The organism is Pandoraea sp. ISTKB, from assembly GCF_001721285.1.
In the GTDB taxonomy this organism is placed as follows: Bacteria; Pseudomonadota; Gammaproteobacteria; order Burkholderiales; family Burkholderiaceae; genus Pandoraea; species Pandoraea capi.
The window spans coordinates 90079-103172 of record NZ_MAOS01000025.1 but is presented as its reverse complement, the minus strand read 5'-3'; the positions used below and the strand labels follow the sequence as shown (position 1 = coordinate 103172).

General features: G+C 64.2%; 10 protein-coding genes. 5 read left to right on the top strand and 5 right to left on the bottom strand.

Annotation, left to right across the window (positions count from 1 at the left end):
- Positions 1-14 precede the first annotated feature (14 nt).
- The 4 genes from secD to queA all read right to left on the bottom strand — a co-directional run bounded on the left by secD (position 15) and on the right by queA (position 4890).
- Positions 15-1907, bottom strand: a complete 1893-nt coding sequence (gene secD / locus A9762_RS07565; RefSeq protein WP_069341420.1) for a protein translocase subunit SecD — start codon at positions 1905-1907, stop codon at positions 15-17.
- Positions 1908-2041: 134 nt separating this feature from the next.
- Complete coding sequence (gene yajC / locus A9762_RS07560; protein ID WP_240493473.1) at positions 2042-2308, bottom strand: preprotein translocase subunit YajC; 267 nt, start codon at positions 2306-2308, stop codon at positions 2042-2044.
- Between the two features lie 232 nt (positions 2309-2540).
- Entirely contained in the window at positions 2541-3671 is a 1131-nt protein-coding gene (gene tgt / locus A9762_RS07555; RefSeq protein WP_069341418.1) for a tRNA guanosine(34) transglycosylase Tgt, read from the bottom strand.
- Between the two features lie 136 nt (positions 3672-3807).
- Positions 3808-4890 (bottom strand): tRNA preQ1(34) S-adenosylmethionine ribosyltransferase-isomerase QueA, encoded by a 1083-nt coding sequence (queA, locus tag A9762_RS07550; RefSeq protein WP_069341417.1) that lies wholly within the window; start codon positions 4888-4890, stop codon positions 3808-3810.
- A 150-nt stretch (positions 4891-5040) separates the two neighbouring features.
- Between queA and recG the strand changes: the two genes are divergently transcribed.
- The 3 genes from recG to A9762_RS07535 all read left to right on the top strand — a co-directional run bounded on the left by recG (position 5041) and on the right by A9762_RS07535 (position 10342).
- A complete protein-coding gene (gene recG, locus A9762_RS07545; RefSeq protein WP_069341416.1) occupies positions 5041-7314 on the top strand; it encodes an ATP-dependent DNA helicase RecG in 2274 nt (757 codons plus the stop codon).
- 222 nt (positions 7315-7536) lie between these two features.
- Positions 7537-8481, top strand: coding sequence for a LysR substrate-binding domain-containing protein (locus A9762_RS07540; RefSeq protein WP_069341415.1), 945 nt, complete (start codon positions 7537-7539; stop codon positions 8479-8481).
- Between the two features lie 412 nt (positions 8482-8893).
- Complete coding sequence (locus A9762_RS07535; protein ID WP_069341414.1) at positions 8894-10342, top strand: catalase; 1449 nt, start codon at positions 8894-8896, stop codon at positions 10340-10342.
- 149 nt (positions 10343-10491) lie between these two features.
- Here A9762_RS07535 and A9762_RS07530 read toward each other — a convergent pair whose 3' ends face one another.
- On the bottom strand, positions 10492-11097 hold the full coding sequence (locus A9762_RS07530) for a thiamine phosphate synthase (protein ID WP_069341452.1): 606 nt from the start codon (positions 11095-11097) through the stop codon (positions 10492-10494).
- Between the two features lie 449 nt (positions 11098-11546).
- Here A9762_RS07530 and A9762_RS07525 point away from each other — a divergent pair, with 449 nt between their 5' ends.
- Together A9762_RS07525 and A9762_RS07520 are read left to right on the top strand one after the other, a co-directional pair.
- Complete coding sequence (locus tag A9762_RS07525) at positions 11547-12044, top strand: Dps family protein (RefSeq protein ID WP_069341413.1); 498 nt, start codon at positions 11547-11549, stop codon at positions 12042-12044.
- Between the two features lie 197 nt (positions 12045-12241).
- Complete coding sequence (locus A9762_RS07520; protein WP_069341412.1) at positions 12242-13030, top strand: YdcF family protein; 789 nt, start codon at positions 12242-12244, stop codon at positions 13028-13030.
- Positions 13031-13094 lie beyond the last annotated feature (64 nt).

The window sequence follows — 13094 nt, the reverse complement described above, 5'->3', positions numbered from 1 at the left end:
TCTCGCGCCTGCGGTTATTGCTCGCCTGCGTCGGGTGCGTTCGTCGCACCGTCCGGGCGCCAGACCTGACCGATCGCCAGCGACTTGAGCTTGCGACGGCCGCCGTACCACAGGTTGACCAGACCGCGCGAGAAGAACACGGCGGAGAACATCGAGGTCAGGATACCCAGGCAGTGCACCACGGCAAACGCGCGCACCGGGCCCGAACCGAAGGCCAGCAGCGCCAGACCGGCGATGAGCGTGGTCACGTTCGAGTCCAGAATCGTCGCCCATGCATGTTCGAAGCCCAGCGAAATCGCCTTCTGGGCCGATGCGCCCGCCCGCAGTTCTTCGCGGATACGTTCGTTGATCAGCACGTTGGCGTCGATGGCCATACCGAGCGTGAGCGCGATAGCGGCGATACCCGGCAGCGTGAGCGTGGCCTGCATCATCGAGAGTACGGCCACGAGCAGCAGCAGGTTGAACAGCAGTGCGATGACCGAGAACACACCGAACAGCATGTAGTACGCCATCATGAACACGGCGATGGCGATCAGGCCGTACAACACCGAGTCCACACCCTTTTGCACGTTATCGGCACCGAGGCTCGGGCCGATCGTACGTTCTTCGATGATTTCCATCGGTGCGGCGAGCGAACCGGCGCGCAGCAGCAGCGCCAGATCGTTTGCGCCCTGTGCCGAACCCATGCCGGTGATCTGGAAGCTCTGGCCCAGTTCGCTGCGGATGTTCGCCACCGTCAGCACTTCGCCCTTGCCCTTCTCAAACAGCACGATCGCCATCGGCTTGCCGATGTTGTCGCGCGAGACGTCGCGCAGCACGCGCCCGCCTGCGGCGTCGAGCTTGATGTTCACAGACGGTTGCTGGTGGTCGTCGAAACCTGCGGACGCGCTGGTGATGCGGTCGCCGCTGAAGATCACCTGACGCTTGAGCATGACCGGCGCACCGTTGCCATGCAGGAACAGTTCGTCCTGCGGCGGGACCGGCGTTTCCGCTGTGATCAGACGCGGGGCGTCCGGATCGGCCAGACGCGCTTCGAGCGTTGCCGTGCGGCCGATGATGTCCTTGGCCTTGGCGGTGTCCTGCACGCCGGGCAACTGCACCACGATGCGGTCCGGACCTTCCTGCTGAATCACCGGTTCGGCCACGCCGAGTTCGTTCACCCGGTTATGCAGCGTGACGATGTTCTGCTTGACGGCGTTGTCCTGCACCGCACGGCGTGCGGCTTCGGTGAACGCACCCACGACCTTGAACGTGCCGTTCGCGCCGGCTTGCGTCGTGTAGGCGAGGTCGGGCAGGCCGTCGCTCAGCGCGCCGCGTGCGCGCTCGGCGTCCGCTTGCGTGCTGAAGGCGGCTTCGATGCCGTTGTCCGTGCGCGTCACGCCGTTGTGGCGGATGTTCTTGTCACGCAGCAGCGTGCGGGCGTCGGCGGCTGCCGCGTCCAGACGCTTGGTGATCGCACCGGCCATGTCGACTTGCAGCAGGAAGTGCACACCGCCGCGCAGGTCGAGGCCGAGATACATCGGCAGCGCGTGGATCTTCGAGAGCCATTCCGGCGAGGCCGACAACAGGTTGAGCGCCACGACGAAGGTCGGGTCGGTCGCGTCGGTGTTCAGCGTCGACTGGAGCAGGTCCTTGGCGCGCAGCTGCGTGTCGGTGTCCGCGAAGCGAATCCGCACGCTCGGGTTGTTGCCCGTGCTGTCGAACACCGCGCCGTTGTAGGCGATGTTCTGTGCCTTGAGCGCGTCTTCTGCGCGCGAAAGCGTCGAGGGATCGACCTTGACGGTCGCCTTGACGCTGGAAATCTGTACCGCCGGCGTTTCACCGAACAGGTTCGGCAGCGTGTAGAGCACCCCGATGGCAAGAGCCACCAGAATGACGATGTATTTCCAGAGAGGATAGCGATTCATAGCAGCGGGCTAGGGTGATGCCTCGTGGCAAACCGTGCTTCAGACCGTCTTGCAGGGCGACACCGACGTGTGGACCGGTGTCGCCATGCACTGCGGCCGCCGGTAAGGGCGGCCGCAAGCGGTTGTGCGAAGGATCAGAGCGCCTTGATGGTGCCCTTCGGCAGCAACGTGGTGATTGCGCCCTTCTGCACATTGATCTCGACGTTGTCGGCGATTTCAACGGTCACGAAGGTCTCACCGACCTTCGAGATACGACCGGCCAGACCACCCGAGGTCACGACTTCGTCGCCCTTGGTCAGTGCGGCCAGCATGTTGCGGGTCTCTTTCTGACGCTTCATCTGCGGACGGATCATGATGAAGTACAGCACCACGAACATCAGCACGAGCGGCAGGAAGCTCATCAGGCTGCTGGTCGGGCTGGCGGCGCCTGCCGTCTGAGCGTACGCTTCGGAAATCAGCACGTTCGGTTCTCCTTATGTAAGACGTGTAAAAGCCGCGTGTGCCGGTCTTCCGGACACGCGCGGCGTGTGTTTCGGTGCGAGGATGCAGGATCCAAGCCCGGCATTTTACCACTGCCCGACCCCGTTCCCGGGGGATTCGGTGCCCGAGTCGATTGTCCTCGGACCCCGGCCGTCACTGCACGCCACGCGAGCGATCGGCCTTGAACCTGGCGACGAACGCGTCGAACTGGTGCGCTTCGATGGCATCCCGGATTTCCTGCATCAGCGTGAGATAGTAATGCAGGTTATGGATGGTGTTGAGCCGCGCGCCCAGAATCTCCCCGGCTCGCTGCAAGTGGTGCAGATAGGCGCGCGAGAAGTTTCGACAGGTGTAACAGCCGCAAGTTTCGTCCAGCGGGCGCGTATCGCTCTTGTGCGAGGCGTTGCGGATCTTCAGATCGCCGAAGCGCGTGAACAGCCAGCCGTTGCGGGCGTTGCGCGTGGGCATCACGCAGTCGAACATGTCGACGCCGGCGGCCACACCGGCCACGAGATCCTCCGGCGTGCCCACGCCCATCAGGTAATGCGGCTTGTTCGCGGGCAGACGCGGCGCCACGTGCTCCAGCACGCGCATCATGTCTTCCTTCGGCTCGCCGACCGACAGCCCGCCGATGGCGTAACCGTGGAAGTCCAGCTCAGAGAGCCCGGCAAGTGATTCGTCGCGCAAATGTTCGTACATGCCGCCTTGAACGATGCCGAACAGCGCGTTCGGGTTCTCGAGGCGGTTGAATTCGTCGATGGAGCGCTTGGCCCAGCGCAGCGACATGCGCATCGACTGGCCTGCTTCCGATTCCGTGGCCGGACGGCCGTCGATCTCGTAAGGCGTGCATTCGTCGAACTGCATGACGATGTCCGAATTGAGCACGCGCTGGATCTGCATCGAGATTTCCGGCGAGAGGAACAGGCGGTCGCCGTTCACCGGCGACGCGAACTTCACGCCTTCTTCGCTGATTTTGCGCAGATCGCCGAGGCTGAACACCTGAAAACCGCCCGAATCCGTGAGAATCGGACGATCCCAGCCCATGAAACGATGCAGGCCGCCATGCGCGGCAATCGTCTCCAGACCCGGGCGCAGCCACAGGTGGAAGGTATTGCCGAGGATGATCTGGGCGTTGTTCTCGACCAGTTCGACCGGCGACATCGCCTTGACCGAGCCGTAGGTGCCCACGGGCATGAAGATGGGCGTCTCGACCACGCCGTGGTTGAGCGTGACGCGCCCCCGGCGGGCTTGCCCGTCGGTGGTGATGAGTTCGAACTTGAGCATGTGTCGTGCGCCCCGGCACCACCGGCAAAACAAGCCGGCGCCCGCTCGGGACGTAAAAAGGTGGCCCGCGCCCCATGCGCGGCCAAGGCGGTATTGTACTTGGTCACACGGCCGTGGATCCCACGGCCGTACGGATTCAGGCCGCGGCCTTCGGGGCGTCCTGAATTTCGACGCGCGACAGGATCATCGCATCGCCGTAGCTGAAGAAGCGGTAGCGCTGTTCGATGGCGTGACGATACGCCGCGCGGATCGTCTCCATGCCCGAAAACGCGGAGACGAGCATGAGCAGCGTCGACTTCGGCAGATGGAAGTTCGTGATCAGACGATCGACGAGCTGGAAGCGATAGCCCGGCGTGATGAAGATGTCCGTCTCGGCACTGCCGGGGCGCAGCGTGCCCGGCTCGCCGCCGGCGGCACGCGTGGCCTGCGCGCCGGACTCCAGGGCGCGCATCGAGGTCGTGCCCACGGCGATCACCCGTCCGCCGCGCGCGCGCGTGGCGGCGATGGCGTCGACCAGTGACGGCGTGATTTCGTACCACTCCGAGTGCATCTTGTGCTCGCCGATGTTATCCACGCGCACCGGCTGGAACGTGCCTGCGCCGACGTGCAGCGTGAGCGTGGCACGTTGTACGCCGAGCGCGTCGAGTTGGGCAAAGAGGCTGTCGTCGAAGTGCAGTCCGGCCGTCGGGGCGGCCACGGCGCCCGGGTTACGGGCGTAGACGGTCTGGTAGCGGGTCTCGTCGGCGGCGTCGGCATCGTGTTCGATGTACGGCGGCAGCGGCAGACGCCCGTAGGTCTCGAGCAGCGTGTAGCAGTCGTCCGGGAAGTGCAGCGTATAGAACTGATCGACGCGCTCGCCGACGGTCACGTCGAAGGCATCTGCCAGACGCAGCGTGGTGCCGGGCGGCGGGCTCTTGCTGGCGCGGATCTGGGCGAGCGCGGTGCGCGCGTCGATCACGCGCTCGACGAGCACCTCGATCTTGCCGCCGCTCGCCTTGTGGCCGAACAGGCGTGCCTTGATGACGCGGGTGTCGTTGAATACGAGCAGATCGCCGGGGGCGAGCATCGCGGGCAGATCTGCGAAGCGACGATCGTACAGATGGGGCGGCGTGACGCTGCCGTCGACCTCCAGCAGGCGGCTGGCGGTGCGCTCGGTGAGCGCGGTCTGCGCGATCAGTTCGGGCGGCAGGTCGAAATCGAAATCGGAAAGGGTATACATCAGCGTTTACAATGCTAAGGTCTGTCCAGACCCTGAAACCGACATTTTACTTGGTTCGCCCGATAGCCCGCCGGATCGCGATGTGATCCCTCGATGGCCAGACCGGCAAACCAGGCATCAACGCTTCCGACGCCCCCGACTCGCGACTGCATGACCGAACGCAGAATGCCCGCCACCGCGCCTGACGACGCCTCCGCCGACCTCGTGGATCTTGCCGACGCTGCAAGTCCGCCAGCGGACGCCGCCTCGCGTCCCGCAGACAAAAGCGCGAAGCACGGCACCAAACCGTCGGGCACGAAGGCTGAAAAGTCCGAAAAGCCGGGCAAGCCCGCCAAGAAGGAGAAGGACGCCAAGCCCGCCGCGAAAAAAGCCGCCGGCAGTGCTGACAAGCTCGCCAAGCTCGGGCTCAAGCGCGACATCGATCTGATCCTGCATCTGCCGATGCGCTACGAGGACGAGACCACGCTACGCAAGATCGGCGAAGTGCTGCCGAGCGAACTCGCGCAGGTCGAAGGCGTGGTGACGGCGAGTGACGTGGCCTACCGTCCGCGCCGCCAGTGGGTCGTGCGTATCGCCGACGAAGGCCACGAACTGGTCCTGCGGTTTCTGAATTTCTACGGCAGTCAGCAAAAGCAGCTTGCCATCGGCACCCGCGTGCGCGTGCGTGGCGAAGTCCGCGGCGGCTTCTTCGGGCTGGAGATGGTGCACCCCGCCTATCGGGTCGTGCAGGACGCCGCTGCGCCGCTGCCTGAATCCCTGACGCCGGTGTATCCGAGCGCGGCCGGTCTGTCGCAGGCCTATCTGCGAAAGGCGATTCACAACGCGATGGATCGCACGCCGCTGCCCGAGCTTCTGCCGCCGGGTTTGCTGCAAGACGCCATCGGTCCCGATCATCCGCTCCCCGCGCTCGCCGACGCGGTCCGCCTGCTGCATGCGCCACCGCCAAACGTCTCGGAGACGGCGCTCATGGAGCGTTCGCATCCCGCGTGGCTGCGTATCAAATGCGAAGAATTGCTCGCCCAGCAGTTGTCGCTCAAACGGGCGCAGGCGGCGCGTCGTCGTCTGTCCGCCCCGGCCCTCGGCAAGCAGGTGCCGGGAGGCTTGCTAGAACGCTTCGAAGCCGCGCTGCCTTTTCGGCTGACGGGCGCGCAGCAGCGTGTCTGGGCCGAGATTCGCGCCGATCTGACCGAGGCGCATCCGATGCAGCGTCTGCTGCAAGGGGACGTTGGCAGCGGCAAGACGATCATCGCGGCGCTCGCCGCCGCGCAAGCCATCGATGCGGGATTTCAGGCCGCCATCATGGCGCCCACGGAAATCCTCGCGGAGCAGCATCTGCGCAAACTCTCGGCGTGGCTTACACCGCTGGGCGTGGAGGTCGCGTGGCTCGCCGGCAGCATGAAGGCGAAGGAAAAGCGCGAAGCGCTGGCCCGTGTGGCCAGCGGCGAAGCGCAGCTCGTGATCGGCACGCACGCCATCATTCAGGACACGGTGACGTTCGCGCGTCTGGGCATGGCCGTCGTCGACGAACAACATCGCTTCGGCGTGGCGCAACGTCTCGCGCTGCGCAGCAAGATGCAGACGGCGGGCATGGGCCCGAACGCCATGCCGCATCAGTTGATGATGAGCGCGACGCCGATTCCGCGCACGCTGGCCATGACGTACTACGCCGATCTCGACGTCTCCGTCATCGACGAATTGCCGCCGGGCCGCAGCCCTGTCGTGACGAAGCTGATCAGCGACACACGGCGTCCGGAGGTGATCGACCGCGTGCGCGCGGCGGCGCTCGCCGGGCGACAGGTGTACTGGGTGTGCCCGTTGATCGAGGAGAGCGAGGCGCTGCAATTGCAGACCGCCGTCGACACGCATGCGCAACTGGTGGCGGCGCTGCCGGAGTTACGTGTCGGTCTGGTGCATGGACGCCTCTCGCCTGCCGAGAAGGCTGCCGTGATGGAGGATTTCACGCGCGGCGACACGCACTTGCTGGTGGCTACGACCGTCATCGAAGTCGGTGTGGATGTGCCTAACGCGTCGTTGATGGTGATCGAGCACGCCGAGCGGTTCGGCCTCGCGCAGTTGCACCAGTTGCGCGGGCGCGTCGGTCGCGGGTCTGCGGAGTCGGTCTGTCTGCTGATGTACGCGTCGCCGCTGTCGATGGGCGCGAAGGCGCGCTTGCAGACCATGCGCGAGACGACCGACGGTTTCGTCATTGCCCGGCGCGATCTGGAAATTCGTGGCCCCGGGGAGTTCCTCGGGGCGCGTCAGTCGGGGGCGGCCATGCTGCGCTTCGTCGATCTGAACGAAGACGCGTGGCTGATTCCGGGCGCGCAGGAGGCGGCGGAGGTGCTGCTTAAATCGCATCCCGGTGCTGTGGCCGCGCATCTGGAGCGCTGGCTCGGGGCGCGTGAAGACTATCTGAAAGCTTGATGACGGTTTGAAGCACGCATGATCCTCGCGGCGTCGGTATTGACGACATCGACCGCAGCGGCGGGGCGGGAGGGTGACGGCAGGCGGTAGCCGAAGGCGGCGTGTGACGCGATGGGCGTCGCCCGAAATCGGTGAAAACGGGCATTTGCCGTCCGATTGTGCTATAAAAAACAAAATCTATCGATTGCGGTTGTTCGATTAATTTACACAGGTTAGGACGACATGACCCTCACGGAACTCAAGTACATCGTGGCGGTGGCGCGTGAACGCCATTTCGGTCGCGCGGCGGAAGCCTGTTTCGTCAGCCAGCCGACGCTCTCGGTGGCTATCAAGAAGCTCGAAGACGAGCTGAACGTACAGATTTTCGAGCGTGGCGCCGCCGAAGTGAGCGTGACGCCGCTCGGCGAGCAGATCGTGGCCCAGGCGCAGCGTGTGCTCGAACAGACCATCGCCATCAAGGAAATCGCCAAGCAGGGGCGTGACCCGCTCGCCGGGCCCCTACGTCTGGGCGTGATCTACACCATCGGGCCGTATCTGCTGCCGGCGCTCGTCAAGCAGATGATCGAGACCACGCCCCAGATGCCGCTGATGCTGCAAGAGAACTACACGCTCAAGCTCATCGAATTGCTCAAGCAGGGCGAGATCGACGCGGCCATCATGGCGTTGCCGTTCCCCGAGAGCGGGCTGATGGTGCGTCCGCTCTACGACGAGCCGTTCGTCGTGGCGTTGCCGCGCTCGCACCCCTGGGCCGGCCGTCCGCAGATCGACGCGGGCGATCTCAAGCAGGAGACGATGCTGCTGCTCGGCAGCGGGCACTGCTTCCGTGACCACGTGCTCGGTGTGTGTCCCGAGCTGATGCGTTTCTCGCAGAACGCCGACGGCATTCAGAAGACGTTCGAAGGCTCCTCGCTGGAGACGATTCGCCATATGGTCGCGAGCGGCGTGGGTATTACCGTGTTGCCGAAGACGTCGGTGCCCGAAACGCAATCGCCGGACAGTCTGCTGAGCTACGTGCCGTTCTCGGCGCCGGTCCCCGACCGTCGGGTCGTGCTGGCGTGGCGCAAGAGCTTCACGCGTTTGCCGGCCATCGACGCGGTGGCGCAAGCCATTGCCCGATGCGATCTGCCGGGTGTGATTCCGCTCGATCTGCCGGCGACGTCCAACTGATCGATCACTGATCGAAGGATCGTTGGTGGCCGGATCGTCCCGGCCCACATCGCCGACCACATCGCCGAAGTCTCCCGTTTGAGCCATACGCCGCAGCCTTGTGCCGCGGCGTATTGTTTTTGCCTATGACATATATAAAAACGATTAATTCGACCATTTTAATATAAATAATTAATCTAGGAACATGCGCTCGGCACCCGACCCATCAAGGGGCGCAAGCCGCCGACCACCGAGCAGTCCCCCAACAAAAGACGCATTCAAAGGTGCCCGCAATGACCCAACTCAAGGCCTATTTGCACGACATCGAAACCACGCTGGAACACGTACTTGCCGAGTTCGCCCTGATGGGTGCCTGACCTCACAAGTCGCAAGCGATCGCCCGATCAGGAACCAGGAAACAGGAGAGCGTCACATGTCCGATACGAAGAAACTTACGACTGCCGCCGGTGCGCCGGTCACCGACAACCAGAACACCTTGACGGCCGGCCCGCGTGGCCCGGCACTGCTGCAAGACATGTGGCTGATTGAAAAGCTTGCCCACTTCGACCGGGAAGTGATTCCGGAGCGTCGCGTGCACGCGAAGGGCTCGGGGGCATTCGGCAAGCTGACCATTACGCATGACATTACGAAATACTCCCGCGCCCGCGTGTTCGAGGCCGTCGGTAAGGAAACGCCGGTGTTCCTGCGCTTCTCGACGGTGGCCGGTGAGCGCGGTGCGGCCGATGCCGAGCGCGATGTGCGCGGCTTCGCCCTGAAGTTCTACACCGATGAAGGCAACTGGGATCTCGTGGGCAACAACACGCCGGTGTTCTTCATTCGTGATCCGCTCAAGTTCCCGGACTTCATCCACACGCAAAAGCGTGATCCGAAGACCAACATGCGCAGCCCGACCGCTGCATGGGATTTCTGGTCGCGTTCGCCGGAATCGCTGCATCAGGTCACCATCCTCATGAGCGATCGCGGCTTGCCGAAGAACTATCGCCAGCAGCACGGTTTCGGCTCGCATACGTTCAGCTTCATCAACGCGGCGAACGAACGCTTCTGGGTGAAGTTCCACTTCAAGTCGATGCAGGGTGTGGAGAACGTGACGAACGCCGAGGCGGCAGAGATCGTCGCCAATGATCGCGAAAGCCATCAGCGCGATCTGTTCGAATCGATCGAAGCCGGCAACTTCCCGCGCTGGCGCATGCAGGTGCAGGTCATGCCGGAGGCGGATGCCGCGAGCTATCGCTTCAATCCTTTCGACATCACGAAGGTGTGGCCGCATGCGGACTACCCGCTGATCGACGTGGGCGTGCTGGAGTTGAACCGTAACCCGGAGAACTACTTCGCGGATGTCGAGCAGGCCGCGTTCAATCCGGGCAACGTCGTGCCGGGTATCGGCTTCTCGCCGGATCGTCTGTTGCAGGGGCGTCTGTTCTCGTACGGCGATACGCAGCGTTATCGCCTTGGCGTGAATCACAGCGCCATTCCGGTCAACGCGCCGAAGTGCCCGTTCCACAACAGCTTCCATCGCGACGGTGCGATGCGCGTGGACGGCAATCTCGGCAGCACGCCGAACTACGAGCCGAACCGCTACGGTGCATTCGCCGAGCAACCGGAGTATCGCGACCCGCAGCAAGCCGTGGGTGCGGTGGCCGATCGCTTCGACCACCGTGAAGACGCAGACTACTACTCGCAGCCGCGTGCGCTCTTCCGGTTGTTCGACGATGCGCAAAAGGCGCGTTTGTTCGGCAACATCGCAGCGTCGATGAACGGCGTGCCCGATGACGTTGCCGAGCGTCAGATCGGTCACTTCGCGAAGATCGATCCGGCGTATGCGCAAGGCGTGATCGCCGCACGCAAGGCGCTGGCGAAGTAAGGCCTCGCAGACGCAGGCGCTGACGGCATGACTGCCGGACTGACGGCGGAATGTGCTGGCAGGTGCAGGAAAGGCAGGTCAGCGGGGGCGGCGAATGCCGTCCCCGCGCGGGTGCTTGTGTCGCGGGGAGCGAAGAGATGTAGGTACGCTCAGCCCGCCGGCCAGAAAGCGCGGATCGCGGCGATGCCGTAGGCTCCGGCGTTGCGTGCGCTACTCAGCGTCTCGGCACGCATGCCGCCGAGCGCAAACACCGGCAGCGAGGTTTGCGCGGCGAGCATGGTGAATGCCGGCCAGCCGAGCGGTGTGGCATCGGGGTGCGTGGCGGTGGCGAGCACCGGCGAGAGCGTGACGAAGTCGAGTCCGAGGCGCGTCGCTTGCGCGAGTTGCGCGGCGTCGTGACAGGCGGCGCTGACGATTTTCCAGCCACCAGGGCGCGCCTCGCAGGCCATCAGACGTTCGCTGGTCAGATGCCAGCCGTCAGCTTTCGGCACGGTATCGGCGATGGTGCTGTTGGTCGGTGCGAGCCACCGGTCGGCGACATCGTGCGGCGGATTCAGGATGAGCTGCGCTCCCGCTGCGTGTGTCAGGGCCAACGCGCTTTCGGCCAGCGCGCGATAGCCGTCCGCATCGAGCGAGCGATTACGCAACTGAACGAGGCGGGTGCCCCGCGCGAGTGCCTGAGCGAGTTGCGAGGCGAACGCAGCGATCTGGGTGCGCGAGGCGACATCGGGCGTCACCAGAAGCTGGCGGGGCAGCGCGGGCGAACGGGCGTGGCCGTCGTGCGCGTCGGTGTCGTGGGATTTCTCGCTCGCACGCGATGTTCCGGCGCGACCTGGGGGAATCGAAGGCAAGGAAGGCATCGAGGGCAAGGAACGCATCGAAGGGCGGTAAGCGCAAACCTGGCGCGAATCATGTGACGGCGCACACGCGCTGGCAGCGCGGGGCCGGTGTGAGCGGCATGGGCGAAGTGTAACCGGAATGCGTCGACGAACGTCTTGAGGAAAGTACGGAGATCGGCCGCGCGGAACATTGTGGCGTCCACACTATCCCATCCCATGTGCGTGCGACGTGGTTCAGTGTCACACGCAGCCCATACGGCGCCGATAGACTCGCGCGGTGCTCGCCGGGCATCGCACAATCGGCAATTTCATTTCAGCGCGTCTTCGGATTTTTCGACAGACGGCACAGCAAACGGAGTCAAATCATGGCAAAGAAAAACCAGGCAGCCAACGTGGCGAGCGTGAACATTGGCATCAGCGACAAGGATCGCAAGCGTATCGTCGAGGGATTGAGCCATCTGCTGGCGGACACTTACACGCTGTACCTGAAGACGCACAACTTCCACTGGAACGTGACCGGCCCGATGTTCAACACGTTGCATCTGATGTTCGAAGGCCAGTACAACGAACTTGCGCTGGCCGTGGATCAGATCGCTGAGCGTATTCGCGCGCTGGGCTATCCGGCGCCGGGTACTTACAAGGAGTTCGCGAAGCTGTCGTCGATTCCCGAAGCCGAGGGCGTGCCCGCGGCCGAAGAGATGATTCGTCAGCTGGTCGAAGGGCAGGAAGCCGTGACGCGTACCGCGCGCGGTATCTTCCCGATCGTCGATGCCGCCTCGGACGAGCCGACTGCCGACCTGCTCACGCAACGCATGCAACTGCACGAAAAGAACGCGTGGATGCTGCGCAGCCTGTTGGCCTGAGCGCCGCAAACCCCGGCCGACGTATGTCGGCCGCCATCGACGCCCGTGCCTGTGCACGGGCGTTTTGCATTGGCATTTACCTGTCGAAACCTATCCGCGTCTCCGAATTCCCACGACGCATGCCGTGAGTGCTATCGCATGGGAGCGATCTATAGAGAAAGGGTGCGCTCTGCGATCCAGTCCAGTACACTGGCCGGATGCCTTTCGACTGGCTCGCCCGCAATCTCCTCGTCAGCGTGTTTCTGCCACCGGCCAACGTGCTGGTGCTTGCGGGGCTTGCGTTCGTTTTCTGGCGACGCTTTCCACGCATAGGCAAGACCTTGTCGGTGATCGCCGTGCTGGCCTTGTGGGTACAGGCGATGCCGTGGGTTGCACAGAAGCTTTCCCAGCCCCTCGAAGTCGGAACACCCGTCGACCCGAACACGCTCGACGCCGCACGCCAGGCGCCCGGTGCGGCGACGACGTTGCCGCAGGCGGTGGTGATCCTGGGGGGCGGCATGAGTGTCGGCGCATCGGAGTTCGGTCGCGAAAACGGGGTCGATCTCAGCGACGTCACGTTGGCCCGTGTGCGCTACGGGGCCTTCCTGGCGCGTCGCGCACAGTTGCCGATTCTTGTCTCCGGCGGCAGCCCGACCGGTCGCGCAGCCGAGGGGCCCGTCATGGCGCAGGTGGTGTCGGACGAGTTCGGCTTACCGGTGCGATGGGTCGAAGGACAATCATTGAACACGGCGCAAAACGCCATTTTCAGCGCGCGTATGTTGACGAACGTCGGCGTATCGCGCGTCTATCTGGTCACGAGCGCCTGGCATATGCGTCGGGCGCGTGATCAGTTCGAGCGAGCGGGGCTGACGGTGGTACCCGCACCGTGCTGCCATGCGAATGTGCTCGAAGCCGACGCCATGTCCGGCTGGTGGCCGACCATCGACGGCCTGCGCGTCACCCGTGCCGCGCTGCGTGAGTGGATGGCACTGGGCGTAGGACATTGAGCGTATCGCGCTACCGCCTGCAAAACGTCATGAATTCCCGGCATCGTAGGCGGCTTGCGGAAGA